This is a genomic window from Streptomyces sp. NPDC043952 (genome assembly GCF_056435325.1).
This window is the reverse complement of the sequence record NZ_JBWKES010000006.1, coordinates 234,623-259,113: the sequence shown is the minus strand read 5'-3', so window position 1 is coordinate 259,113 and position 24,491 is coordinate 234,623. Positions and strand designations below refer to the sequence as shown.

Annotated in this window: 20 protein-coding genes and 1 pseudogene; 10 read left to right on the top strand and 11 right to left on the bottom strand. The window is 73.9% G+C overall.

All coding sequences use genetic code 11. The annotated features are described in order from the left end of the window. Window positions 1-62: 62 nt before the first annotated feature. Window positions 63-2,249 carry a flotillin family protein gene (locus AC069R_RS09920; protein ID WP_478766083.1) on the bottom strand — a complete coding sequence of 729 codons (2,187 nt, stop codon included), beginning with the start codon at window positions 2,247-2,249 and terminating at the stop codon, window positions 63-65. 236 nt (window positions 2,250-2,485) lie between these two features. On the opposite strand from AC069R_RS09920, the gene AC069R_RS09915 reads away from it, so the two are divergent. Both AC069R_RS09915 and AC069R_RS09910 read left to right on the top strand, forming a co-directional pair. Further along, window positions 2,486-3,553, top strand: coding sequence for a PucR family transcriptional regulator (locus AC069R_RS09915; RefSeq protein ID WP_478766081.1), 1,068 nt, complete (start codon window positions 2,486-2,488; stop codon window positions 3,551-3,553). A gap of 31 nt (window positions 3,554-3,584) precedes the next feature. Continuing rightward, window positions 3,585-3,712: pseudogene (locus tag AC069R_RS09910) on the top strand (VOC family protein); the annotation flags it as partial. Between the two features lie 67 nt (window positions 3,713-3,779). On the opposite strand, the gene AC069R_RS09905 reads toward AC069R_RS09910, so the two are convergent. The 6 genes from AC069R_RS09905 to thrS form a co-directional block, all read right to left on the bottom strand. Further along, window positions 3,780-4,718, bottom strand: coding sequence for an MIP/aquaporin family protein (locus AC069R_RS09905; protein WP_478766079.1), 939 nt, complete (start codon window positions 4,716-4,718; stop codon window positions 3,780-3,782). 109 nt (window positions 4,719-4,827) lie between these two features. Continuing rightward, window positions 4,828-5,505, bottom strand: coding sequence for an SDR family NAD(P)-dependent oxidoreductase (locus AC069R_RS09900; protein ID WP_478766077.1), 678 nt, complete (start codon window positions 5,503-5,505; stop codon window positions 4,828-4,830). A gap of 37 nt (window positions 5,506-5,542) precedes the next feature. Continuing rightward, on the bottom strand, window positions 5,543-6,244 hold the full coding sequence (locus AC069R_RS09895; RefSeq protein WP_478766075.1) for a DUF6445 family protein: 702 nt from the start codon (window positions 6,242-6,244) through the stop codon (window positions 5,543-5,545). Between the two features lie 225 nt (window positions 6,245-6,469). Then, a complete protein-coding gene (locus AC069R_RS09890; RefSeq protein WP_478766073.1) occupies window positions 6,470-8,116 on the bottom strand; it encodes a glycoside hydrolase family 13 protein in 1,647 nt (548 codons plus the stop codon). Between the two features lie 140 nt (window positions 8,117-8,256). Then, window positions 8,257-9,225 carry a nucleoside hydrolase gene (locus AC069R_RS09885; protein WP_478766071.1) on the bottom strand — a complete coding sequence of 323 codons (969 nt, stop codon included), beginning with the start codon at window positions 9,223-9,225 and terminating at the stop codon, window positions 8,257-8,259. A 55-nt stretch (window positions 9,226-9,280) separates the two neighbouring features. Beyond that, a complete protein-coding gene (gene thrS / locus AC069R_RS09880) occupies window positions 9,281-10,582 on the bottom strand; it encodes a threonine--tRNA ligase (protein WP_478766069.1) in 1,302 nt (433 codons plus the stop codon). Window positions 10,583-10,910: 328 nt separating this feature from the next. Between thrS and AC069R_RS09875 the strand changes: the two genes are divergently transcribed. Beyond that, window positions 10,911-11,699 (top strand): hypothetical protein, encoded by a 789-nt coding sequence (locus AC069R_RS09875; RefSeq protein ID WP_478766067.1) that lies wholly within the window; start codon window positions 10,911-10,913, stop codon window positions 11,697-11,699. A gap of 45 nt (window positions 11,700-11,744) precedes the next feature. Here AC069R_RS09875 and AC069R_RS09870 read toward each other — a convergent pair whose 3' ends face one another. Then, window positions 11,745-12,092: a hypothetical protein gene (locus AC069R_RS09870; protein ID WP_478766065.1), complete on the bottom strand. Its 348-nt coding sequence runs from the start codon at window positions 12,090-12,092 to the stop codon at window positions 11,745-11,747. A gap of 347 nt (window positions 12,093-12,439) precedes the next feature. Between AC069R_RS09870 and AC069R_RS09865 the strand changes: the two genes are divergently transcribed. Continuing rightward, complete coding sequence (locus AC069R_RS09865; RefSeq protein WP_478766063.1) at window positions 12,440-12,619, top strand: hypothetical protein; 180 nt, start codon at window positions 12,440-12,442, stop codon at window positions 12,617-12,619. A gap of 94 nt (window positions 12,620-12,713) precedes the next feature. After that, window positions 12,714-13,958: an amidohydrolase gene (locus AC069R_RS09860; protein WP_478766061.1), complete on the top strand. Its 1,245-nt coding sequence runs from the start codon at window positions 12,714-12,716 to the stop codon at window positions 13,956-13,958. Window positions 13,959-14,023: 65 nt separating this feature from the next. On the opposite strand, the gene AC069R_RS09855 is transcribed toward AC069R_RS09860, so the two are convergent. Together AC069R_RS09855 and AC069R_RS09850 are read right to left on the bottom strand one after the other, a co-directional pair. Beyond that, window positions 14,024-15,394, bottom strand: a complete 1,371-nt coding sequence (locus tag AC069R_RS09855) for a hypothetical protein (RefSeq protein WP_478766059.1) — start codon at window positions 15,392-15,394, stop codon at window positions 14,024-14,026. 98 nt (window positions 15,395-15,492) lie between these two features. Continuing rightward, entirely contained in the window at window positions 15,493-16,779 is a 1,287-nt protein-coding gene (locus tag AC069R_RS09850) for a PP2C family protein-serine/threonine phosphatase (protein ID WP_478766057.1), read from the bottom strand. Window positions 16,780-16,945: 166 nt separating this feature from the next. Here AC069R_RS09850 and AC069R_RS09845 point away from each other — a divergent pair, with 166 nt between their 5' ends. Together AC069R_RS09845 and AC069R_RS09840 are read left to right on the top strand one after the other, a co-directional pair. Then, the gene (locus tag AC069R_RS09845) at window positions 16,946-17,428 is read left to right on the top strand and encodes a hypothetical protein (RefSeq protein WP_478766055.1); all 483 of its coding nucleotides are present in this window, start codon (window positions 16,946-16,948) and stop codon (window positions 17,426-17,428) included. Window positions 17,429-17,505: 77 nt separating this feature from the next. Next, window positions 17,506-18,441, top strand: coding sequence for a hypothetical protein (locus tag AC069R_RS09840; RefSeq protein WP_478766053.1), 936 nt, complete (start codon window positions 17,506-17,508; stop codon window positions 18,439-18,441). Here AC069R_RS09840 and AC069R_RS09835 read toward each other — a convergent pair. Then, window positions 18,329-19,696 carry an aminotransferase-like domain-containing protein gene (locus AC069R_RS09835; RefSeq protein ID WP_478766051.1) on the bottom strand — a complete coding sequence of 456 codons (1,368 nt, stop codon included), beginning with the start codon at window positions 19,694-19,696 and terminating at the stop codon, window positions 18,329-18,331. The genes AC069R_RS09840 and AC069R_RS09835 overlap by 113 nt on opposite strands. Before the next feature lie 87 nt (window positions 19,697-19,783). On the opposite strand from AC069R_RS09835, the gene AC069R_RS09830 reads away from it, so the two are divergent. From AC069R_RS09830 to metG, 3 genes are all read left to right on the top strand, one after another. After that, complete coding sequence (locus AC069R_RS09830; protein ID WP_478766049.1) at window positions 19,784-20,572, top strand: alpha/beta fold hydrolase; 789 nt, start codon at window positions 19,784-19,786, stop codon at window positions 20,570-20,572. A 98-nt stretch (window positions 20,573-20,670) separates the two neighbouring features. Continuing rightward, complete coding sequence (locus AC069R_RS09825) at window positions 20,671-22,686, top strand: VWA domain-containing protein (RefSeq protein WP_478766047.1); 2,016 nt, start codon at window positions 20,671-20,673, stop codon at window positions 22,684-22,686. Window positions 22,687-22,783: 97 nt separating this feature from the next. Then, window positions 22,784-24,400, top strand: coding sequence for a methionine--tRNA ligase (metG, locus tag AC069R_RS09820; RefSeq protein ID WP_478766045.1), 1,617 nt, complete (start codon window positions 22,784-22,786; stop codon window positions 24,398-24,400). The last annotated feature ends 91 nt before the right edge of the window (window positions 24,401-24,491 follow it).

Here is a 24,491-nt window from a genome sequence, read left to right as displayed (position 1 = left end):
GGTGCGGGTGCGTGGTGGCTTGGCGCGCAGTTCCCCGCGCCCCTGCGGGGCGCTCCGTCCCGCTAGTTGTGGGTGGAGCCGTTCAGGGAGGCGACCGGGGTGTCCGCCAGGCCCAGTTCCCCGGCCTTCTCCAGCAGCTGGCGGAACTGGGAGGCGTCCGCGCCGCCGCCGTTCATCAGCTTCATCAGCAGGGCGGAGACCGTGAGGTTCTGGATGTCCGCCGTCCCCACGGAACCGAGCACCCGGCCCAGGTCCTCCGTGAAGCTCCCCGACCCGTCCAGCCACGGCTTCGCCAGGGTCTGCGCCGTACGGGAGTTGGCGACGAAGCCGTCGACCCCCTTGCCGAAGGAGACCGCCGAGACCAGCCGGTCGAAGAAGACGGACTCCCCGCCGACGATGTCGATGTCGGCGTTCTCCAGCCCCGTCGCCAGCACCGTCGCCTGCGCCTGCGCCACCTGCCGCTGCGTCTCCAGCCCGGCCAGCCGGATCTCCTTCTCCGCCTGGAGCCGCAGCCGGTACTCCTCGTGCCCGCGCGACGCCTCGTCCAGCGCGGCCATCGCCGCCGCCTTCTCGGTGAGCCCCGCCGCCTCGGCCCGCAGCTTCTCGCCGATACCGGCGGCCTCCGCGAGCGCCGCCGCCTTCGCCCCCTCGGCCTCCGCCAGCGCCTTCGCCCGCGCGCCCTCCGCCTCGGCCCGCAGCCGCGCCTCCGTCGCCGCGGCCGCCGCCTGCGCACCCTCGGCCTCCGCGAGCCCCCTGGCCCGCGCGCCCTCGGCCTCCGCCAGCGCCTTCGCCTGGGTGCCCTCGGCCTCCGCCCGCAGCCGCGCCTCGGTGGCCTCCGCCTCCGCGCGCCCGGCCTTGACCGTGACCTCGGCCTCCTTGTCCCGGACCTGCACCGCGGCGAGCCCCTCGGCCGCCGACTCGGCCTGCACGCCCTCGGCGAGCCGCAGCTTGGCCCGCGCGTCGAGGTCGGCGGTCTTCAACCGGGCCTCGGCCAGGGTGAGTTCCTCGGCGGCCCGGTGCGTCGCGGCCTGCTCGGCGGCCTCCGCCGCCTTGATGTCCTTGACCAGCTTCTCCTGCGCCTGAGCCTCCGCGGCGATCACGAGGGCCTGCCGCTCGCGCTCGGCCTCCTCGACCACGCGCAGCTTCTTGATGGACTCCTCCTGCTCGGCGACCGTACGGTCCACCGCGACCCGCTCCCGGATGACCTCGGCGATCTCCCGCTTCTCCGCCTCGACCTCCTTCTCGGCGGAGATCTGGGTCAGCTGGGTCTCCCGCTCGCGGGCGATGACCTCCAGCAGCCGGTCCTTCTCGATGCGCTCGTTCTCGACGGCGATGACCCGCTCGCGGTTCTTCGCGGCGACCGCGATCTCGCGGGCCTGGTTCTCCCGCTGCACGCCCAGCTGCTCCTCGGTGCGCAGGAAGGCGGTCTGCGCGCGCAGCCGTTCCTCCTCCATCACCCGTGCGGTCTCGGCCTCCTCGCGGGCGCGGGACGTCTCGATCTCCCGCTTCTGCTTGATCTCGGCGTCCGCCTGCCGGCGCTCCAGCTCCAGGATGGCCTCGCGGGCGTCGACGTCCTGCCGGGTGATCTCCTTCTGCTCGGTGCGCTTGGCCTCGTTGGTGCGCACATGCTCGACGGCGGTCAGCTCGGTGATCTTGCGGATGCCCTGCGCGTCGAGGACGTTGGCCGGGTCGAGCTGGGTCAGCGGCGTCTGCTCCAGGTAGTCGATCGCCGCGTCCTCCAGGTGGTAGCCGTTGAGATCGACACCGATCAACTCGATGATGTGGTACCGCAGTTCCTCGCGCTTGGTGTACAGGTCGGTGAAGTCCATCTGCTTGCCGACGGTCTTCAGCGCCTCGGAGAACTTCGCGTGGAACAGCTCCTGGAGCGTGTCCTGGTGGCTGGCCCGCTCGGTGCCCACGGACTGGGCGACCTTGATGACGTCCTCGACGGTCTTGTTGACCTTGACGAAGAACAGGATCCGGATGTCCGCCCGGATGTTGTCCCGGCAGATCAGCCCGTCCCGCCCGGAGCGGCTGATCTCGATGGTCTTCACCGAGATGTCCATGACCTCGGCCTTGTGCAGGATCGGCAGCACGACCTGTCCGGTGAAGGACACGTCCACGCGCCGCGTCTTGGAGACGATCAGGGCCTGGCTCTGGTCGACCTTGCGGTACAGCCGGGAGAACCCGAGCAGCAACAGCAGGGCGAGGATCACACAGGCGGCGACGAGCACGCCGAGGGCTTCCATGGCATACGTCCTTGCGTCAGACGGTGGGTCGGAGCTCCCCCGAGGCGCCGGTGCCGGGCATCCCCCCGCGATGCCCGGCACCGGAGCCCTCCGTAGTGCTCCCCGCAGAGGATGGTGCGGCCCGGACGGCCGTTCGCGCATTGCCGGTTTCCGGCAGTGTTCACTACTGTCTGCATGCCGGAAATGCGCTAAGAAAGCGTCACCGGCGCGTCAAGATCACGGGGGAACGGGGCAGAGTGGGCGAGCAGGGGATATCGGAGCGCTATCTGGACGGCTTCGCGCGGGTGCTGGCCGAGGTCGCGAGCACCGGCCGGCGGCTGACCAGGGAGGAGCTGAAGACCCGTCGGACGCTGGGCGAACAGGCCGCCGAGGCGGGGCTCGGGCTGCGCGCCCTGATCGTCGCGCACCTGGCCGCCGCCCGTAACGCCTGGCCGGTCGGCCCCGGTTCGACCGAGAGCACCCTGGCCGCGCTGGCCGCCGTGGAGCAGGCCGTCGACGTGTTCGCGGAAGGCTACGAGCGCGCCCAGCGGCTGACCGTACGCCGGGAGGAGGCCGCCCGCCGGGAGTTCATCGACGACCTGCTCTACGGCCGCAGCGACCTGGGCCGGCTCGCCGAGCGCGCCGAACGGTTCGGGCTGCGGCTCTCGCGCGCGCACGCGGTCGCGGTCGCCGAGGGCCCCCAGTCCTACGGCGAGGGCGGCCCCGTCGCCCGGCGGGTGGAGGCCGCGGTGCTCGCCCGCTTCGACTCCCACAGCATCCTGCTCACCACCAAGAACGGCCGGCTGCTGTGCATCGCGCCCGGCGACACCGACGAGGTCCTCGCCTACTTCGCCCGGCAGGCGACCGCCGCCACCGAGGGCGGCCGGGTGGCGATCGGGCGCCCGGGGACCGGTCCCGGCGGCGTCGTGCAGTCGTACGAGGAGGCGCTGGCGGCGCTGGAGATGGCGGAGCGGCTCGGGCTGCCGGGGCCGGTGCTGCGCTCCGCCGACCTGCTGGTCTACCCGGTGCTCGCGCGTGACCGGCAGGCGATGGCCGACCTGGTGCAGCACACCCTGGGCCCGCTGACCGCGGCCCGCGGCGGCGCGGTCCCGCTGCTGGAGACCCTGGTCGCCTACTTCGACTCCGGCTGCGTGGCCGCCGAGGCGGCGCGCCGGCTCTCCCTGAGCGTGCGCGCGCTCACCTACCGTCTGGAGCGCATCCGCCAGCTCACCGCCGCCGACCCGGCCGACCCGGCACACCGCTACATGCTCCAGACCGCGGTGATCGGCGCCCGCCTGCTGGGCTGGCCCGACCAGCCGCTGTGACGCGCGGCCGGGCGCCGGCCCGTCAGGCGCCGGCCACCCCGAGCGGCAGATCCTCCTGGAGCAGCCGGGCCCCCGGCGCTGTCCGAGGAGCCCACCGAGCGTCCGTACGGCATCGACTGCGGTCTGCGCGACCCCTTCGGCAACCGCATTCGCTTCACCGCCCAAGGGCTGAAGCACTCCACGGGGGCCCGGCCGGACCAACGCGGCGTCCAGGGTCCCGGCCGGGTCAGCGCGGCGGCTCCGGGCGGGCCCGGCCCGGCTCCTGGGGCTGGTCGCGGACGGCGCGGGCCACCAGGACGTCGCCGATGAACAGGTCGTACACCAGGACCCCGATGACACCGCCGACCAGCGGACCCACGATGGGGATCCACCAGTAGTCGCTGAACACCCCGGCCACGCTGCCGGGGAAGGCCAGGCTCCCCCAGCCCTCGGCCCAGGTGAGCAGGCGGGGGCCGAAGTCGCGGGCCGGGTTGATGGCGTAGCCCGCGTTGGCGCCGAAGGACATGCCGATGGCGGCCACGATGAAGCCCGTGATCAGCGGGGCGAGGTTGGACTGCACGGCCTGGTTGCGCAGGTCGATGACGGCCACGACGAACATCACCAGGAACGCCGTACCGACGATCTGGTCGATCAGCGGACCCCAGATCCCGCCGTGGAAGTACTGGGCGGGGAAGGTCGCGAAGATGGAGAACGTGGCGTTCGTGTGCCCGTTCACCTTGGGCCCGGTGGCGGCGGCGTCGTACGCGCCGATCGCCTGGTGGTAGACCAGGTACACCAGCGCCGCGCCGGTGAAGGCGCCGACCACCTGCGCGCACCAGTACGGCAGCACCTTGACCCAGGGGAAGCCCCGGCGCACCGCCATCGCGAGCGTCACGGCGGGATTGATGTGGGCACCGCTGACACCACCGGCCACATAGACGCCGAAGACGACGGCCATCGCCCAGCCCCAGGTGATCAGCAGCCAGTCGCCGGCCGCGAGGAAGATCGTGGTGGGAGTGGCGGCACGGCCCGAACCGGGCAGCGCGGCGACGGCCATCGCGACGACGCCGCAGCCGAAGCAGATGAGGACGAACGTCCCGAGGAACTCCGCCAGGCACTCGCCCACCAGGCCGCCTCTGGCCCGCAATGTGGAGGGTTTGATCAGCGACGGAACTTCGACAGCCATGAAAGGCCCCCTTGGAGAGGAGCAAAACTGCCAACGTCCCCATATTGGCCCACAAATGCCCCGTGCGCAGGGTGAGCCGAGGGGGGCCGTCATCCCTTCGCGTGATCCGTCACCGGCTGTCGAGGTCGTCCGCGAAGTGCCGGAATCCGTGCCGTTCCCGGTGCATGCCCCACAGCATCTCGGCCAGCACGGCGGGGTCCTTGCGGGCGTGGCCGGGGGTGATGGCGCCGGGCACGACGAGTTGCGCGACGTGGATGCCCTCGGCGGCGAGGCGTTCGTGCAGCAGATGCCCGTAGGCGCTCTGCGCGGCGAACGCGACGGAGGTGCCGGCGCGCTCGGCATGCGGCACGGCGGCGGTGCCCCCGTTCACGAACAGTATGGTTCCGCGCCCCAGCTCCCGCATTCCGGGCAGCACCTGCTGTACGGCGGCCACCGGCCCGTACACCGAGAATTCGAGCGGCCCGGTCAGCTGCCGGGGGCCGGTCTCCAGGACGGGCCGCATGAAGTCCCGGTGCGGCGCCGGGCTGTACTGGAGCACCTCGACGGGGCCCAGTTCCCGCGCGGCGTCGGCGAGGGCGCGGGTGAGCCGGTCCGGTTCGCGGACGTCGGCGGGGAAGGCGCGCGCGTCCACACCGTCCCCGGCCAGCTCCCCGGCCAGCGCCTCCAGCCGGTCGCGGTCGCGGGCGACGAGGGCGATGCCGTACCCTTCGCGCCCGAACCGCCGGGCGACGGCGGCGCCGAGACCCGGCCCGGCGCCCACGATGGCGACAACGCTCACGTCCACCATCCGTACCGCACACCGGGCCCGGCCGCATCCCGCGGGGTCAGGCCATCCAGAAGAAGACGGCCGTCATGCGCTTCTCCTCCAGCGTGGTGCCGGTGTAACCGGTCGCGCTGTGCACGAGGTTGGCGTTGTAGAGCAGCAGGCGGTTGTACTTGTGCGGGACGCGCACGTCCTCCTCGAAGGCGTCCGGGGCGACGAAGCGGGTGCCCAGGGCCTCGACCAGGTTGGTGTGCGGGGCCTGCACGACGTTGCCGCCGAGCCGGCCGCCGGGCAGGTGCTGGCGGTAGAAGCTGGTGCCGCAGTCCTTGGGGACGTTCGGGTTGAGGTACAGCACGGCCGCGTACCGGCACAGCGCGCGCGAGTCGGTGTGCGGGCGCGGCTCGCTCTCGCCCGCGCCGACGACCTGCACGCAGTTGTGGTTGAGCGTGCCGCCGCCGGGCGCCTTCTGCACCCACAGCTCCTTGGCGCCGGTCGCCTTCCTCACCAGCCGCTCGATGACGGCGAGTTCGGCGGGTTCGAGCCCCGGCATGGCACGCAGCCCCGGCCAGGTCTCGGAGGTGTACGGGTAGCCCTCGACCCAGTCGTCCTTGGCCAGGCACCGGGCGCGGACGGCGTCCACGTCGGGCAGGACGTCGTCCAGGACCCAGTAGTCGCGGCCCTTGGTGGGTTTGCGGTAGGGCAGCACGGGCAGCGCGCCCGGCGTGCGGGCCGCGGGCATCCCGGGAGGTGGCTGTGGGGGCATGCGGCGAATCTAGGCCCGCGTTCTCCCCGCCATCTCCCGGCGACCGGTCAACGTTTCCCCAACCGTGTGTCATGTACACCAAAACCCGGCAATGGGACCGGCCCGCGGAAAGCGGCGATGGCGCCGGCCGCGGGTGACCGGCCCCCCCTCCGACGTGGGGCCGGCCCGCGGGCGGCCGGGCCCCTCCGGCGCGGGTGCCGGCCGCCACGCGACCGGCCCCGCCGGTCAGCCGAGCCAGACCGTCGTGTCCGGCGGCAGCCGCCCGTCCCCCGGCAGCGGCCCGCTGCTCAGCAGCACCTCACCGGCCGGCAGCGCCACCGGCTGTGCCCCCAGGTTGGTGACGCACCGCCACCCCGCGCAGCGGCTGAAGTCCAGTACTCCGTCGGGGGAGTTCGCCGTCCAGGTGAGCGATTCCCCGTCCAGCAGCTTGCGGCGCAGGCGCAGCGCGGTGCGGTACAGCTCCAGCGTCGAGCCCTCGACCCCGTGCTGCGCCTCGACGGCGTACGCCGCGAAGCCGGACGGCTGCGGCAGCCAGGCACCGCCGGGCCCGAAGCCGTACGACGGCCCGTCCACCGTCCACGGCAGCGGCACCCGGCATCCGTCCCGGCCCTTGCGGACATGCCCGGTCTGCTCCCAGATCGGGTCCTGGAGCACCTCGGTGGGCAGATCGGCGACCTCGGGCAGCCCCAACTCCTCCCCCTGGTAGAGGTACGACGCGCCGGGCAGCGCCAGCATCAGCAGGGTCGCGGCCCGCCCCCGGCGCAGCCCGGCCTCCGTGTCGATCTCGGGCGCACGCCCGCCGGACAGCAGCCAGGCGCCGGGGTCGGTGCCGGGCGGGAGCATCAGCCGGGAGTGGTGGCGTACGACGTCGTGGTTGGACAGCACCCAGGTGGCGGCGGCACCGGCGGCCCGCGCGGTGGCCAGCTCCTCGGTGATCACACGGCGCAGCTCCTCCGCGTCCCAACCGGCCTCCAGAAACTCGAAGTTGAACGCCTGCCCGAGCTCGTCCGGGCGGGCGTACAGGGCGCGGCGGGGACCGGGGACCCAGGCCTCGGCGACGGCGCTGCGCGGTGGCCGGTAGGAGTCGAAGACCTTGCGCCAGTCGCGGTAGATCTCGTGCACCTCGTCGCGGTCCCAGTACGGGTGGTCGCCCGGCGCGACGCGGAGCAGGGCGGTCTCCCCGGTGGCGCCGATGTCGCCGATGTCGCGCAGCGGTTCGGTCAGCTCCTTGGCCAGGCCGTGCGCCACGTCCACGCGGAAGCCGTCCACACCCCGGTCGGACCAGAACCGCAGGGTGGTGCGGAAGTCGGCGCGCACCTCCTCGTTGTCCCAGTCCAGGTCGGGCTGTTCGGCGGCGAACAGATGCAGGTACCACTCGCCGTCGGGCACCCGCCGCCAGGCGCTGCCGCCGAAGACGGACTGCCAGTCGGAAGGCGGGAGTTCGCCGTGGGTGCCGCGTCCGGGGCGGAAGACGTACCGCTCGCGGGCGGCCGATCCGGGCCCGGCCCGCAACGCCTCCTGGAACCAGGGGTGCTGGTGCGAGGTGTGGTTGGGCACGAGGTCCACCACGACCTTCAGGCCCAGCCGGTGCGCCTCGGCGACCAGGGCGTCGAAGTCGTCCAGGCTGCCCAGGCGCGGATCGACGTCCCGGTGGTCGGCGACGTCGTACCCGCCGTCGGCGAGTTCGGACGGATAGAACGGGCTCAGCCACAGGGCGTCCACACCGAGCGCCGCGAGGTGGTCCAGGCGCCGGGTGATGCCCTTGAGGTCCCCGAGCCCGTCCCCGTCGGCGTCGGCGAAGCTGCGCGGATACACCTGGTAGATGACGGCCTGCCGCCACCAGTCGGGGTTCCTGGAGGAGAGGTCTGCCATACGGGTTTCCCTTCGGTACGACGGACGAAGCGGACGCGACGAACACGACGGACGCGACGGACGCGACGGACGCGACGGACGCGACGTAGAGAATCTGTCCACATTGCCCGGAAAGCGAACCTTGGAAACCGGGTCCGGCGTCAGGGCCGTCCGACCGTCTCCAGGTACAGCCGTGCGTACCGGCGCGCGTCCACGTCCAACGCCACGTCGATCAGGGGCCGTTGGCGCTGCCCGTGGTGGATCTCGGCCTCGCCCGGCCCCGGCCGCCGGTCGACGATCGTCTGTCCGCGCGCCGGGCCGGGCGCGAGGCTCACCTCGACGGGCAGCGCACGGGTGGTCAGGCCGCCCGGATCGGCGACCGCGCACACCGCCCCCGCGTCCCCGAGCCCGCCCGCCTCCTCCGCCTCGGGCGGCTCGCCCTGGGCGGCCGGGCGGTGGGCGAGCAGTTCCCCGGCCAGCCGCGCCCCGCGGTCCCCGCTCGCCCGCAGCCGCTCCACCTCCCCGGCGGCCACGACCACCTGCCGGAACACGTCCAGGCCGTACATCGTGATCGGCACCCCGGCGGTGAGCAGCACGGCCGCCGCCTCCGGGTCGTGCCAGACGTTGAACTCGGCGACGGGCGTGGCGTTCCCGGTCCCGACGGCGCCGCCCATGAAGACGATCCGCTCGATGTTGCGGGTCACCTCGGGGTGGGTGCGCAGCAGCAGCGCGATGTTGGTCAGCGGCGCGGTGGGGACCAGGGTGACCGGGCGGGGCGCGGCGAGGATCTCGCGGCGCAGCAGGGTGACCGCGTCCACCTCGGCGGGCCGGCGGGCCGGGGCGGGCAGCCCCAGGCCCCCCATGCCGTCCCGGCCGTGCACATGCGTGGCCGGCCGGGCGGGTTCCAGCAGCGGCCGCTCGGCCCCGCGCGCCACAGGGATCTCGGGCGCGCCGGCCTGCTCCAGCACGGTCAGCGTGTTCCGCACCACCCCGTCCACATCGGTGTTCCCGGCCACACAGGTCACCGCCCGCAGCTCGATGCCGGGGTGGCGCACGGCGAACAGCAGCGCGAGGGCGTCGTCCACCCCGGTGTCGCAGTCCATGATCACGGGCACGGGGCGGCCGGGCATGGGGGCTCCTTCGGGGCGGGAGGCGCGGCTTGGGGCGCGGGACTCAGACACTAGTTCAGGCCGGCAGGCCCGGTACCGGCTCGCCCCACAGTTCGGTTCCCTTCGCCGCGACCCGCCCGGCGATCCGGTCCAGCAGCTCCGCCACCGGCAACCCACCGGGCCGCCGCCCGTCCCGCAGCCGGACGGCGGCCCGGTCCGCGGCCGCCTCGCGGGCCCCGATCACCGCCTGGTACGGCACCAGGCGCGCGGCGCGGACCCTGGCGCCCAGGGTGCCCCGGGCGGGCCCGGCCAGCTCGGCGCGCAGGCCCCGCGCCAGGGCCTCCCGTACGACGGCCGCCGCCCGCTCCTCCTGCTCCGCGCCGACCGGCAGCACCACCAGCTGCACCGGCGCCAGCCAGGCGGGAAGGGCGCCGGCGTGCGCCTCGACCAGATGGGCCACGGCGCGCTCCACGCTGCCGATGACGCTGCGGTGCACCATCACGGGGCGGTGCTTCGCGCCGTCGGGCCCGGTGTAGCGCAGGCCGAAGCGGGCGGGCTGGTGGAGGTCGATCTGCACGGTGGAGAGGGTGGACTCGCGCCCCGCCGGGTCGGCGATCTGCACATCGATCTTGGGCCCGTAGAAGGCGGCCTCGCCCGCCGCCTCCTCGTACGCCACGCCCGACGCGTCCAGCACCTCGCGCAGCAGCGCGGTGGCCCGGCGCCACAGCTTCGGATCGGCGACGTACTTGCCGCCCTCGCCGGGCAGGGAGAGCCGGTGGCGTACGGCGCGGATGCCGAGGTCGGCATAGGCGCGGGCGATCAGTTCCAGGGCCGCGCGGGCCTCTTCGACCGCCTGGTCCAGGGTGCAGAAGACATGGGCGTCGTTGAGCTGGATGGCGCGTACGCGGGTCAGCCCGCCGAGCACGCCGGACAGCTCCGCGCGGTACATGGCGCCCAACTCGGCTAGCCGCAGCGGCAGTTCGCGGTAGCTGCGGGAGCGGGAGCGGTAGATCAGGGCGTGGTGGGGGCAGAGGCTGGGCCGCAGCACGACCTCCTCCGAGCCCAGCCGCATCGGAGGGTACATGTCGTCGCGGTAGTGGTCCCAGTGCCCGGAGACCTCGTACAGCTCGCGTTTGCCGAGCGCGGGCGAGTACACGTGCCGGTACCCGGCCCGGCGTTCGGCCTCGCGGATGTACTCCTCCAGAGTGTGCCGCACCACCGCGCCGTCCGGCAGCCAGTACGGCAGGCCCGCGCCCATCAGCGGATCGGTGCCGAAGAGGCCGAGTTCGCGGCCGAGGCGGCGGTGGTCGGGCAGTTGGTCGTCGTCCAGGTGGTCGTTCACCTGATGGTCCAGATGATTCTTCAGGTGGTCGTTCATGAGGGGGCTCCTCCGTGGGAGGGGGCGACACCCCGTGACACGCCGAAGCTCCGGGGCGTTCGCCCCGGAGCTTCGGACAGGTCGGATGTCAGCGCGCCGGGACGGTCTCCGGCGTCGTCGTGCCGCACGGGCACGGGACGGGGCACTGCTGGGCGCGCTGCATGGCCGGAAGGCTAGCGCCGCCTCCCCCGCCCGCGCGACGCCTTTTCCGGGGCTCCGCCCGCCCCGCCTCCCCTGGACCTCCGCCCTCACCCGTCCGGCTCCCCGCGCTGGTGGGGCGGCCGGGGCGGTGGTGCCGTGGGAGGAGGCACCAGGGACGGGAGGCAGCGTGAGGTACGAGGGGATACGCCCGCGCGGACGCCTGCCGAGGTTCCTGACCGGGCTCGGGCTGCTCGGGATCGGGGGGTGCGCGGCGCTGACGCTGAAGCAGCCGGAGACGGCGCGGCAGCCGCTGCCGACGATCGACCGGCCGGCCGCGAGTTCGAAGGCCCCCGCCCGGCCCGACGGCTCCTCGCTCACCGACGCGCAGGCGCAGGCCGCGCTGATCGGCCAGAGCGACCTCGGTGCCGCCTGGACCGCGACGAGCGGCGCGGCGACCTGGCGGGACGGGATGCTGAAGGCGAGCACGTCGGCCGGTGAGTGCCAGAAGCTCCTCGACGCCCTCTACACCGACCGGCTCCTCGGCGGCCCGGCCCGTGTCGCCGTCGGCCTGGACGACCCCGGCGCCGGCGCTCAGCTCCGCTACCAGATCGGCGCCCGCCGCCCGTCCGACGTGGACGCCACGCTGGACTGGCTGCGCACGATGCCGGCGGACTGCGCCCGCTTCACCGCCGTCACCCAGCAGGACCTCCAGGAGGACGTCCAGGTCACGGAGCTGGCCCTGCCCGAGGTCGGCGACGCCCGCCAGGGCCTGCACATCACCGTCTCCGCCACCACGGAGGACGACCAGGACATCCGGCTCACCCTGGACGTCGCCGCGGTCCGCGTCGGCGACGACGCCTTCGCCTTCACCAACGGCGGCCTGGGCGACGCCCCCAACGACGCCACCCAGGCCGCCGTCCAGGTGGGCGCACTACGCCTGACGGACGTGCGCAGGCAGGGGCGGGCGGAGGTGTAGGGCGGGCGCGGCGGGGAGGCTGCCCGTACGTTCGGAGGCTCGGCGTCACAGGGCCGAGGAGACGGCCTGAAAGACGAGGAAGGGGACGATGACGACCGGCGTGGCCTTCAGCCACGGCCCCGGAGGCCGGTCACGGTGCAGCGGCACAAGCACGTCCGCCACGACCAGCAGCGCCACCACCAGCAGCCCGGACGCGGTCGCCGTCCACGTGGCCAGACCGGCCTTGTCGCAGTCGGCCCCGCACACGCCGACGATCGTGCTGGAGCGATCGATGACAGTCCCACCCCATCGGCGTGCGGCCAGCCACCACAGGCTGTACAGCGGAACCAGGGCCGGGATCCCGACGAGGAGGTTGACCAGCAACGCCGGCCACAGTGACCGCAGGCCCTTCATCAGGCGTGATCGCGCATCGGCGCGTAGTACTTCTCGAAGACGTACTTTTCGAAGACGTACTTCTCGAAGACGCGGTACAGACCCATGCGCTTCTCCCCCTCCGTCGTAAGCGGCTCTCCCCGCCGCCGGTACGCGCCCCCTTGTCCGAGCGGTGGTCAGCCGCATCCGGGGGCAAGCGGGATCACCGTAGGCAGGCGGGTACGGAGAGACGCAAGACGTCCGTCCCGCTCGCGCACCGCGGCCCTCCCCAACCGCCCCGCCCGCTCTTGCCGTTCGTTCTGGAATGCCTCTAAGTTGACTGCGGGTCAAACCCGCTTAATACGCCGCTGTCGTGTTGCGAGGTCGCCGTGTACGGACGTCCATCCGCTGCCTACGGATACTCCACCGCGCGGAGGGCCGTCGCCGCCGCCGTGGCCGCCGCGGCGTCCCTGATACTCGCGGCCAACGCCGGGCCCGCCCGCGCCACGACCCCGGCGGTGCCCGACGCCCGGATCACCGCCTCGGCACCGGCGGCGGCCGACCACTGACCCCCAGGTCACACCGGCGGCCGGGTGACACAGACCACAGGACTCACAGAAGCCACCGGTACCGCCATCTCCACCACCGGCCTAACCTGCCCGCATGACCTCCGCCGCCGCCCGCACCGCGCGGGACCTCACCGCCGACCTCCCGCTCACCGGTCTTGAAGACCTCTACCGGGACCTGCACCGGCATCCCGAGCTGTCCCTGCGCGAACACCGCACCGCCCAGAAACTCGCCGGGCGGCTCAGGGACGCCGGGTTCGAGACGGCCGAGGGCGTCGGCGGCACCGGTGTCGTCGGGCGGCTGGCCAACGGCGACGGCCCCACCGTGCTGCTGCGCGCCGACATGGACGCGCTGCCCGTCACCGAGGCGACCGGGCTGCCGTACGCCTCCACCACCGACGGTGTGATGCACGCCTGCGGGCACGACCTGCACGTCACCTGGCTGGCCGGGGCCGCCGCCGCGCTCGCCGCGGGCCGGGACACCTGGCGCGGCACCCTGCTGCTGGTGGGGCAGCCCGCCGAGGAGAGCGGACAGGGCGCCCGCGGGATGCTCGCCGACGGCCTGTACGAGCGCTTCGGACGGCCCGACGCGCTGCTCGGCCAGCACGCCGTGCCCGGTCCGGCGGGCGCGTACCCGCACGCACCGGGACTGATCATGTCCGCGGCGACGGACGTGGACATCGTGGTGTACGGCCGGGGCGGCCACGGCTCGCGCCCCGAGGCCACCGTGGACCCGGTGGTGACCGCCGCCTACCTCGTCACCCGGCTCCAGACCGTGGTCTCGCGCGAGGTCGCCGCGGGCGAGTCCGCCGTCCTCACGGTGGGCCGCATCGAGGCGGGCACCCGGCACAACATCATCCCCGACGAGGCGCGCATCGCCCTGAACCTGCGCACCCAGTCCGAGGCGGTACGGCAGCGGATGCTGACCGCCATCCGCCGGATCGCGCGGGGCGAGTGCCTGGCCGCCGGCTGCCCCCGCGAGCCCGAGGTGACCATCGCCACTTCCTTCCCGCTGACCGTGAACGACGCGGCCACCGATGCCGCCGTGGCCGCCGTGCACGGTGAACTCTTCGGCGCGGAGACGGTGTTCGACCCCGGTCCGGCGATGGGCAGCGAGGACTTCCCCGAGCTGGCCCTGGACGGCGCCATCCCCTACGCGTACTGGTTCGTCACCACCACGCCCCACGACATCTGGGACAAGGCCCCCGGCGACACCCTCCCGGAGAAGCTCGCGGCCGTCCCCAGCAACCACAGCCCCCACTTCGCCCCGGACCTGGCCACCGTCGCCCCCGGCGTGCGCACCCTGGTCTCGGGGGCGCTGGCGCTTTTGTCGCAGGCATGACCTGGTCGTCGCATCCCCGCCCCCGTGGGCAGCGGTCGTCGCCGCCACCCGAGCGCGGCGCCGGTTCAGGTCTGCTGGAGCTGACTGAGCTGGCGCCGTACGTCCTCCAGCGCGCCCTGCCGGCGGCCCGGCACGCGGGCGCGTAACCGGGCGAGCGCGGGCCCGAGTTCGCGGGCGCGCGCCGCCTCCTCGATCCGGCCCCACTGGTGGTGCGCCCGGTCCACCGCGGCCTCCACGGCGGGCGCGTCCGCCGGCTGCCCGGCCGCGAGCCGGTGCTCGGCGACCTCCAGCCACCCCCGGCAGCTGCGCACCGGGTCCTTGGCGAACATCGCGAGATCGGCGCGCACCTCGGCCCAGTGCAGGGCGTCCTCGGAGGCCGGCCCGTGCTCGTCCGCGGCGGCCTCCTGGTACCGGGCGGCGATCGCGTCCGCCTCCTCGTGCCGCCCGGCCCGCACGGCGGTACTGATGGCGGCATGGGGGTCGGGGGCCGGGTCCGCGGGGGTTCCGGACTGCGGGGGGATGCCGAGGGGAGTGCCCGGTTTCACAACCGCGGCCGGCTCCGCCACCCCGCCCGGTTCCGCCACCCCGCCCGGCTCCGCCACCCCGCCCGGCTCCGCCACCCCGCCCGGTTCCGAGACCGTACCCGGTTCCACCACCGCCCCCGTGCCGGTGCCCGTGCCGACGGGGCCGCCGTACGTCTGCCGCCCGCCCGTGGCCGGCCCGGTCCCGAGGGTCCCGCCGGGCGCCGGGTGCGGGATCGCCGGATACGGCTGCGGGACCTGACCGGGAGCCTGGGCCGGGACCGGAGCCTGGGCCGGGGCCAGCAGGATGTTGGTCGCGGTCTCCTCCGGGATGCGGGCGAGGGCCTGCTGGTGGAGGTCGTCCAGCGGGGGGCGGTGGCCGCTGCGCAGCAGGGTGGCCACCGTCTTCATGTACGACGGCTCGGCCGGGCCCCGGCGCCCGTGCGGTGGGGCGATCCGGCCGTAGACCGCGGTGGCGCGACCGCAGTCCAGCGGGTGTTCGTGCAGGTGCCGCCAGGCCTCCGGGTCCGCGTGCAGGTCCACCAGCAGGGCCGTCTGTCCGGGGGCGCGCAGCCGCAGTTCCTCGCGGATCCAGTGCCAGGGCAGCGCGGTGTAGCGGACGGTGGCCGAGGTGGTGCGGGCCAGCGCCAGATGCGGCAGCCGCTGCCGGCGGTCCAGGTGCAGCTGGCCGGTGAGGAACACGGTGAGCGGTCCCGGCGCGGCCGCGGCGGCGCGCAGCCGGGTGAGGACGCCCTGGGGGTCCACCGGGTCCACGAGCTCCACGACGTTGGCGGTGTCGGTGCCGGACAGCACGGTGGGGGCGACGGCGGCCAGCACCGGCAGCACCGCGGCCGCGTCCACCAGGCGTCCCCGGCCCAGCGGCGAGGCCGCGAGCAGCAGCACGGTTCCGGGCATGGTCCCTCCCCCTGTAGGCGCTGCGGTCCCTGCGGATCCGCTCTCTCCCGTCAGCACCGTAGCCGCTGTGGCCCGCGGGCCGCGCCGCAGGCGGCGGATCAACCCCGTTCGGAGGTCCTGCGCACCCCCCACGCACCCCACCCCCGGCCCCAGCCGGGCAGTTGCTGCGCCTCCGCCGCCGCCGGCAGGAGCGTGGGGCCCGGACACTCCTCGTCCTCCGGGAGGCGGCGGACCCCGAAGGCCGTGGTGTCGTCGGCCAGCTGCCCCCGGCTGTGCCGGAGCACGCCGTCGCGGACCCGGCGGACCAGGCGGCCGGGCTCGGCGCAGGCGGGATCGGCGGCGACCGCCTCGCCGACGTCGCGGACCACGTCGTAGAACTCGCCCTTGCGGTCACGGGCCTCGGTCACCCCGTCGGTGACCAGCAGCAGCGTCTCGTCCGGCGCGAGCGGCACCCGGTGCGTCGGCGGCAGCCCCCCGGTCAGATCGCTCAGGCCGAGCGGCACCCCGTCGCCGCAGGGCAGCTCCCGCACCCCGCCCGGCCCGACCGCGAGCGGCGCCTCGTGCCCGAAGTTGATGATGTCGACCATGCCGGGGGCCTCGCGGGAGAAGGCGGCCAGCACCGCCGTGGCGAACCGCTCCCCGTCCTGGCTGCCGACCACGGCGGTGTGCATGCGGTGCCGGACGATCCGGGTCTCCAGGTGCTCGGCGACGGTCCGCAGGTCCTCCTCGAAGTAGCCGGCCTCCCGGAAGCTGCCGAGCAGCGCGGCCGCCGCCTCCACCGCGCCGAGCCCCTTGCCCTGCACATCGCCGACGAGCACACGGGTGCCGTACGGACCGGGCTGGATGTCGTAGAAGTCGCCCCCGACCTGCGCCTCCACGTCCGCGGCGAGATACACGCCCGCCTGTTCCACACCGGCCCAGCGTCTGGGCAGCGGCCGCAGCACGGCCCGTACCGTGGTCTCCGCGATGTCCTGCATGTGCAGCACGCGCCGCTCCCGCCGGGTGCGCACCACCGCCGCGAACACGGCCAGCACACCACCGAGGGCGACCAGCAGGAAGTCGGGCAGGCCCGCCCGGTACTGGTCGGGCCAGGCGTTGTCCACGAGGACGTACGTCACCAGGGACAGCGCCGCGAAACCGGCCGTCGTCCACACCCCGCAGACCGCGGAGGCGATGCCGGGCACCAGGACGACCCAGGAGACGAACCGGTACTGCGCGCCGGTGTTGAAGTCCAGCAGCGCGATGCCGACGAGCGTCAGCGAGGGCAGCAGCCACGCGTAGCCCCGTCCGCAGATGCGCGGCGGACGCCACCGCTGGTACGTCGTCCCGGTCACGGGGTCCGAGTCTCCAGCTTCCCCGGTAACACACCGGCGCGCTACATCCATCGGGGGCGCGCCTGCGGGAACCCGCGGCCCGTACGAGCCCCGCGGCCGCCCCGGACCCGCCGGACCCGCCGGGATTGCGGGCCCGGCGCGCCGGCCGAGTTGCCGGAGCGTGCGCCCGGGTGTGCATTGGATAGCGGAACGGGGGCGAGGAGGAAGGAGTGCTCCCATGGCTCATGCGGCACCCACATCCGGCGGAATCCCCCGGCGCGCCCCGGTGCCCGAGGTGCGGGCCGGCACGTCCCCGGACCGGCGCCGGACACCCGACGTCCTCGGCGCCCGCACCCATCGCATCGCCCGGATCGCGGTCCCCGTCGTGCTGGCCCTGATCTACGGCTACTGGGTCGCGGCCATCAACCGCGCGGGCGGCCCCATCACCGGCTGGAACCTGCTGCTCGGCTTCGCCAGCGCCCTCGTCTTCGCCGTGGTCTGCGTCGCCCTGCTGGCGCTGGCCCCCCGGATGATCCGGGAGGTGCACGCACTGCTGTGGACGGCGTTCGTCGGCATCGCCTTCGGCTTCATCTACAGCCAGAGCGACCACTCGATCGTGCGGTCCCTCCTGATGTCCCTGCTGATCGCCGGGGCCACCTTCATCGCCTTCTTCTACCGGTACTACACCCGCGAGGACGCCTTCGGACGGCGGATCCACTGAGGCCGGCGCCCCGCCGCCATCGCCCGAGCGGACGCACTCCGCTCGCGCACCGGCCCCGCGGGCCGTTGCCTGAGAGGGTGCCGCCACGTATGAGGAGCGCCCTGTCGGCCGTACTGATCACCCTGTCCTGCCTGCTCGTGCCGTTCGGCGCGCTGGCACTGTGGGCGACGTACGGACTCACCGACACGGGCCGGTACGTCACCACGATGGCCCCGCTCGCCACCGACCCGGACGTACGGGAGGCCGTCGCGGACGCCGTCGGCGACAGCCTGCTCCGCGAGGCCGGCCACCGGCTGGACGCCGGACCGCTGCAAGGCCCCGTACGGCCCTTCGTGCACGACGCCGTGCGCTCCTTCACCCAGACCCGCGCCTTCCGGCTCGCCTGGGACGCGGGCAACCGGGTCACCCACGACGCGGTGCTGCGGGCCCTGCGCGACGACCGCGACGAAGCGGCCGCCGAGCCGGTCACCGTGGACTTCGCGCCCGTCACCGCCCAGGTCAAACAGCAGCTGAGCGACGAGCACATACCGCTCGCCACCCGTATCCCGGTGCAGCACACGGCGGTCGCCGTGCTCCCGGCCGACGAACTGTCCTCGCTCCGAAAGGGGTTCCACGTGCTCGAAGTCGCCGGATTCTGGCTGCCGCTCGCGGCCGTGGTCTTCGCCGCCGCGGGGATCGCCCTGGCCGTGCGCCGCCGCCGGGCCATCGCCGCGACCGCGCTGGGCACCGCCCTCGGCGGCGCGCTGCTCGGGCTCGCGGTCGCCGTCGGCCGCACCCTGACCCTCGCCGGTCTGCCCGCCGACGTGCCCCGCGCGGCCGCGGGCGCCGTCTACGACGCGCTGACCGGCACCCTGCGCACCGTCTCCTGGCTGCTGCTCGGGCTCGGCCTCACGGTGGCCCTCACCACCTGGCTGACCCGGAACCTGCGTCCCGCCCGTCTCGTGCGACGGCTGCGAGGACCGAAAGAGCCCGCGCCAGCTCCGGCTCAGGAGCCGACCCGAGTCCAAGCCTGACCGCGTCCGGCGCCCCGCCGGGCCCCACCGCGAACGCCGTCCCCGGCGTGACGGCGATCCCCCGCTCCCGCGCCGCCGCCGCGAAGGTGTCGGCCCGCCACGGCGCCGGCAACTGCCACCAGGCGAAGTACGCGGCCGGGTCGGACCGTACGGCGAATCCGTCCAGTTCCGCGGTCAGCAGCCGCCGGCGCCGCGCGGCATCATGCCGCTTGGCCGCCACCAGCCGCTGCACGGTGCCGTCGCCGATCCACCGCACCGCCGCCTCCAGCGCGAACCCGCCCGCGTTCCACCCCCCGGCCCTGATCGCCCGCGCCACGGCCTCGGTCCGGTCCTCGGGTACGACGACGAAGCCGACGGTGAGTCCGGGCGCGACGCGCTTGGAGAGGCCGTCGACCAGGTGGACGAGGTCGGGGGCGAGGGCCGCGAGCGGGGGCGCGCCGGTGCCGCCCGGCGGATGGAGGAAGGACCAGATCCGGTCCTCGACCACCGGTATCCCCAGCCTGTGGACGACGTCCGCCAGCTCGGCCCGGCGGCCCGCGCTCATGGTCAGCGTGGTCGGGTTGTGCAGGGTGGGCTGGAGGTAGAGGGCGGACAGCGGCGCGGCGCGGTGGGCGGCGGCGAGGGCGTCCGGCCGGGGGCCCTCCTCGTCCGTGCCGATCGGCACCAGGGTGCGGCCGAGCCGGGCGCCGATCTCCTTGACCATCGGATACGTCAGCGGTTCGACGCCGATCCGGCCGCCGGGCCGGACCAGGGAGACGAGCGTGGCGGCGATCGCCTGCCGGGCGTTGCCGGTGAACAGGATCCGCTCCGGCTCGGCGCGCACCCCGCCACGGGCGAGCAGCCCGGCGACCGCCTCCCGCGCGGCCGGCGTCCCCGCGACCGCGGCGGGCCGCAGTACGTCCCCGAGCGCGTCGGACCGCGCGAGCGAGGCGAGGACGGGGCTCAGCAGCTCCGACTGCCCAGGAAGACAGGGGTAGTTGAGCTCCAGGTTCACGGGCTCGGCGCCCGCCGACTCGGTCAGGGCGCGCCCCGGCTGCCCGTCCGGCGCACCGGCCCGTACGAACGTCCCGCGGCCGACCTCGCCCACCACCAGCCCCCGGCGCACGAGTTCGGCGTACACCCGCCCCGCGGTGGAGGGGGCCAGCCCGTGCCGCCGCGCGAACGCCCGCTGCGGGGGCAGCCGCTGGCCCGGCCGCAGCCGCCCGCTCGCGATGTCGGCGGCTATCCGGTCGGCGATGCGCCGGAAGTCGTTCACGAGTCCCCCTGTCGCTCCCACCCCGGATTGCACCGAGGGCAAAGATCTTATTGCACCGAGGAATTGGCGGCCCCTAGGGTCACCCGTATGCCCCCTTCCCTCGCTTACACCGACAAAGGCCCCGGAACAACGCACCCGGCCCCTCTTCTCCTCCTCCACGGCCACCCCTTCGACCGGGCGATGTGGGACCCGCAGGTGGCGCGGTTCTCGGCCGAGCGCCGGGTGATCGCCCCGGACCTGCGCGGCTACGGCGCCTCGCCGGTGACGCCGGGCACGGTCCCCTTCGCCCGTCATGCCGACGACCTGGCGGAACTCCTGGACTTCCTGGGCGTGGACGCGTTCGTGGCGGTGGGGCTTTCGATGGGCGGTCAGATCGCGATGGAGTGCTGCGCCCGGTTCGGCGACCGGGTCCGGGGCCTGGTCCTGGCCGGCACCTTCGCCACCCCGGAGACACCCGAGGGGAAGCGGGGCCGGCGCGCGATGGCGGACCGGCTGCTCGCCGAGGGGATGCGGGGGTACGCCGACGAGGTGCTGGAACGGATGGTCGCGCCCTACGCCGACGCGCGGGTGAAGGCCCGGGTGCACGGCATGATGACGGCAACGCCGCCGGAGGGCGCCGCGGCCTCCCTGCGGGGCCGTGCCGAACGCCCCGACTACCGGCCGGTGTTGGCCCGCGTCTCCGCTCCGGCCCTGATCCTGGTCGGCGCCGACGACACGTACACGCCGGTCCCGGACGCCGAGGCCCTGCACGCCGTGCTGCCGGACTCCGCCGTCGAGGTGGTCGAGGGCGCGGCGCATCTGCCGAATCTGGAACGTCCCGAGGAGTTCAACCGCGCGCTGGCGGCCTTCCTCACTCGCGTGGACGGGACCGCGTAGGCACGGACGCGGACCGGGCACCGCATCCAGGGCCGCTAACCTTACGTGTCCGTCCTGGCCAGCGATTGACGGTGTCACCTCAGCGAAGGGTTGCACACATGGGCATTCTCACTCTCCTGCGAAACGCGTTCGGCCGCTCACGCAAACTCCGGGCCGCCGAGGCAGAGGGTGCGACGCCCCAACCGGCCCCGGCCCCGGTGATCCCCGAGCCCCGCGAGTCCCCGACCACCGAGGAACACGACCTGGTGGCGGCCGCGTTCGACAAGGTACGGGTGCCGAGGCAGGCGGGGGAGCTTGAGACCGAGGGCAAGCCTGGGGAGGCCGGGGCTGCGGCTGCGACCGGGGCGGACACCGAAGCCAAGGCCGAGGCTGGACCGCCGGTTGAGGCCGAGGCGGACACCGAGGCCGAGCGGACGGCGGCCGAGGCCGAGGTCGCAGCCGCGGTGGAGACCAAGGCCGAGGCCGGGTCCGAGGGGGCGGCAGCCGAGGTCGGCATCGAGCGTGCGGCCGAGGAGAAGCCTGAGGCCAGCGCCGAGGCCGAGGCTGTGCCTACGGCTGCGGTAGGCACCGAAGCCGGGGAGAAGGCTGAGCCTAAGGAGACGGTTGGGGCTGAGGCGAACATCGAGCCCGAGCCCGAAGCCGAGCTGACGGTGACCGAAGTCGCACCTGTGCCGGCACTGGAAACCGAGACCACCGCCGAGACGACGGCAGAGGGCGAAGCCGAGACGGACGGCGAACCGGAGCCCGAGCGGGCGGCGGCCGAGACCGCGGTGGAGGCCGGCACCGATCCGGAGCCCGAGGCTGAGCAGGCGGCAGCCGAGGCCGCGGTGGAGACCGAGACCGTCGCCGAGGCGAACGCTGAGCCGGAGGCGGACATCGAGCCGCAAGCCGAGAGCGAAGCGGCTCCCGAGGCGGATCTCCAGCCGGAAACCGAGGCTGAGTCCGAGCCGGAGACCGAGGCCGAGGCGGTAGCGGCCGAGGACGAACCCGCGATCGAGGCCACCGAGGCGGACCTCCAGCCGGAAACCGACACCGCGGCTGAGCCCACCGCGCAGGCGGAACCGGAGCCGGCGGCGGAGACCGAGTCCGTCTCTCCTGAGCCCACGGCCACGGAGGCGGAGCCCGCAGCGGACCCGGAACCGGAACCGGTTGCCGACGAGCAGCCGGAAGCAGCCGCCGCGCCCACGGACGAGGAGCCCCCGACCCTCCCGGCCCCGGACGCGTCCACGGCGACCGCCGAGCCCACCGACCCCGAGCCGCAGGCACCCACCGCCACCGCCGAAGCCCCCCACAACCCGCAAGCCGCCGACGGCGAAGACGCCCCGCAGGCGGCACCCGCACCCGACAACACAACCCGCACGGGTGGCGCGGGCGGGAAACACGACACCCCCCACAACCCGCAAGCCGCCGACGGCGAAGACGCGGACCGCACGGACCGCGCCCGCACCCCCGCCACCCCCCTCCCCGCCCTCAAGAAGCACGCCCCCGCCCTCGCCACCGCCTACACCGCCGCCACCGCCCCCCTCGCGAAGACCGACCTCACCGGCACCCGCGCCAAGCTCTACCTCGTGCTGGACCGCTCCGCGAGCATGCGGCCGTACTACAAGGACGGCTCCGCCCAGGCCCTCGCCGACCAGACCCTCGCCCTCGCCGCGCACCTGGACCCCGAGGCCACGGTCCACACCGTCTTCTTCTCCACCGAAGTGGACGGCACCACCGACCTCACCCTCACCCCGGACCACGCCACGCGGATCGACGACACCCACGCGGGCCTGGGCCGGATGGGCCGTACCAGCTACCACGCCGCCGTGGCAGCCGTACTCGCCCACTACGACGCCAACGTCGCCCCCGGCACCCCCGCCCTCGTCGTCTTCCAGACCGACGGCGCCCCCGACGCCAAGACCCCCGCGACCCAGGCCCTGACCGCCGCCGCGACGTCCCACCCCACGGTGTTCTTCTCCTTCGTCGCGTTCGGTGACACGGACAACAAGGCCTTCGACTACCTCCGCAAGCTGAAGACCCCCAACACCGCCTTCTTCCACGCGGGCCCCACCCCCCGCGAACTGACGGACACGGAACTCTACGAAGGCGTCCTCGCCACCTGGCGCCCGTGAGGCCGTAGGACACGAGGCGACCGGGGGGTGGACGACCGCGTCCACCCCCCGGAACGCGTGTGAGCCCAGCACCGCGGGACCAGTAGGATTCCGCCTTATGGCGGCCACTGGATCCGAGAAGCAGGCGGGGAAGGCGTACTACGTCTCCACGCCCATCTACTACGTCAACGACGCTCCTCACCTGGGCCACGCCTACACGACCGTCGCAGGCGACGTGCTCACCCGCTGGCACCGCCAGCGCGGCGAGAAGGTGTGGTACCTCACCGGCACGGACGAGCACGGTCAGAAGATCATGCGCACGGCCGAGGCGAACGGGGTGACGCCCCAGCAGTGGGCGGACAAGCTCGTCACCGAGGCCTGGAAGCCGCTCTGGGAGCACCTGGAGATCGCGAACGACGATTTCATCCGCACCACCCAGCAGCGGCACACGGACCGCGTCCAGGAATTCGTGCAGGACCTGTACGACAAGGGCGAGATCTACAAGGGCGGCTACGAGGGCCCGTACTGCGTCGGCTGCGAGGAGTACAAGCTCCCCGGCGAGCTCCTCGACGGCGAGGGCGAGTACGCGGGCCAGAAGCTGTGCCCCATCCACAAGCGGCCCGTGGAGATCCTCAGCGAGGAGAACTACTTCTTCCGGCTGAGCGAGTACGGCGACAAGCTCCTCGCCCTCTACGAGGCGAACCCCGGCTTCATCCAGCCCGAGTCCGCGCGCAACGAGGTCGTGAACTTCGTCCGCCAGGGCCTGCAGGACCTCTCCATCTCCCGCTCGACGTTCGACTGGGGCATCCCGATCCCCTGGGACGACAAGCACGTGATCTACGTGTGGGTCGACGCCCTGCTGAACTACGCCACGGCGGTCGGCTACAACGAGAACCAGGAGAAGTTCCAGGAGACCTTCCCGGCCGACGTCCACCTCGTCGGCAAGGACATCCTCCGCTTCCACGCGGTGATCTGGCCGGCCATGCTGATGGCCCAGGGCCTGCCCCTGCCCAGCAAGATCGCCGCGAACGGCTGGCTGATGGTCGGCGGCGAGAAGATGTCGAAGTCCAACCTGACCGGCATCAAGCCGCAGGACCTCACCGAGCACTTCGGCGTCGACGCCTACCGCTGGTACTTCCTGCGCGCCATCGCCTTCGGCCAGGACGGCTCCTTCTCCTGGGAGGACTTCTCCGCCCGCTACACCAGCGAGCTGGCCAACGACTACGGCAACCTCGCCTCCCGCGTGGCCGCCATGGTCGGCAAGTACTTCGGCGGCACCCTGCCCGCCGCCGCGGCCGACGGCCCGGCGGAGACGGCGGTCCACGAGGGCCTGGCCAAGGCCGTCGCCGAGGCCGACCGGAAGATCGGCGAGGAACTGGACTTCCAGGGCGGCATCCTGGCCGTCTTCGACTTCGTCAAGCAGGTCAACGGCTACATCACGGAGCAGGAGCCGTGGAAGGTGGCCAGGGACGACTCCGAGGAGGGCCGGGCCCGCCTCGCGACCATCCTCTACACCGCCGCCGAGTCGCTGCGCGCGGTCGCCGTCCTGCTCAACCCGGTGATGCCGGAGACCTCGCAGAAGCTGTGGGACTCCCTGGGCGCCGAGGCCACGCTGGGCGCGCTCGCCGAGCAGCGTGTCCAGGAGGCGGGCGACTGGGGCCGGCTCCCGGCCGGTTCCACCGTCACCAAGGGCGCGGTCCTCTTCCCCCGCCTGGAGGAGAAGCCGACCGCCTGAGCCGCCCTCGTACGGCACACCAGGGCCCGGAACGCCATCATGGCTTCCGGGCCCTGTCCGTGTCCTCCGGGCCCGCTTCCTCTGGCAGAGT

What these genes read in the sequence shown, in the direction of transcription:
- AC069R_RS09920 (WP_478766083.1), bottom strand. Translation starts at nt 2,249, where the DNA reads ATGGAAGCCCTCGGCGTGCTCGTCGCCGCCTGTGTGATCCTCGCCCTG.
- AC069R_RS09905 (WP_478766079.1), bottom strand. Translation starts at nt 4,718, where the DNA reads ATGGCTGTCGAAGTTCCGTCGCTGATCAAACCCTCCACATTGCGGGCC.
- AC069R_RS09900 (WP_478766077.1), bottom strand. Translation starts at nt 5,505, where the DNA reads ATGGTGGACGTGAGCGTTGTCGCCATCGTGGGCGCCGGGCCGGGTCTC.
- AC069R_RS09895 (WP_478766075.1), bottom strand. Translation starts at nt 6,244, where the DNA reads ATGCCCCCACAGCCACCTCCCGGGATGCCCGCGGCCCGCACGCCGGGC.
- AC069R_RS09890 (WP_478766073.1), bottom strand. Translation starts at nt 8,116, where the DNA reads ATGGCAGACCTCTCCTCCAGGAACCCCGACTGGTGGCGGCAGGCCGTC.
- AC069R_RS09885 (WP_478766071.1), bottom strand. Translation starts at nt 9,225, where the DNA reads ATGCCCGGCCGCCCCGTGCCCGTGATCATGGACTGCGACACCGGGGTG.
- thrS (WP_478766069.1), bottom strand. Translation starts at nt 10,582, where the DNA reads ATGAACGACCACCTGAAGAATCATCTGGACCATCAGGTGAACGACCAC.
- AC069R_RS09870 (WP_478766065.1), bottom strand. Translation starts at nt 12,092, where the DNA reads ATGAAGGGCCTGCGGTCACTGTGGCCGGCGTTGCTGGTCAACCTCCTC.
- AC069R_RS09860 (WP_478766061.1), top strand. Translation starts at nt 12,714, where the DNA reads ATGACCTCCGCCGCCGCCCGCACCGCGCGGGACCTCACCGCCGACCTC.
- AC069R_RS09855 (WP_478766059.1), bottom strand. Translation starts at nt 15,394, where the DNA reads ATGCCCGGAACCGTGCTGCTGCTCGCGGCCTCGCCGCTGGGCCGGGGA.
- AC069R_RS09850 (WP_478766057.1), bottom strand. Translation starts at nt 16,779, where the DNA reads ATGGATGTAGCGCGCCGGTGTGTTACCGGGGAAGCTGGAGACTCGGAC.
- AC069R_RS09845 (WP_478766055.1), top strand. Translation starts at nt 16,946, where the DNA reads ATGGCTCATGCGGCACCCACATCCGGCGGAATCCCCCGGCGCGCCCCG.
- AC069R_RS09830 (WP_478766049.1), top strand. Translation starts at nt 19,784, where the DNA reads ATGCCCCCTTCCCTCGCTTACACCGACAAAGGCCCCGGAACAACGCAC.
- AC069R_RS09825 (WP_478766047.1), top strand. Translation starts at nt 20,671, where the DNA reads ATGGGCATTCTCACTCTCCTGCGAAACGCGTTCGGCCGCTCACGCAAA.
- metG (WP_478766045.1), top strand. Translation starts at nt 22,784, where the DNA reads ATGGCGGCCACTGGATCCGAGAAGCAGGCGGGGAAGGCGTACTACGTC.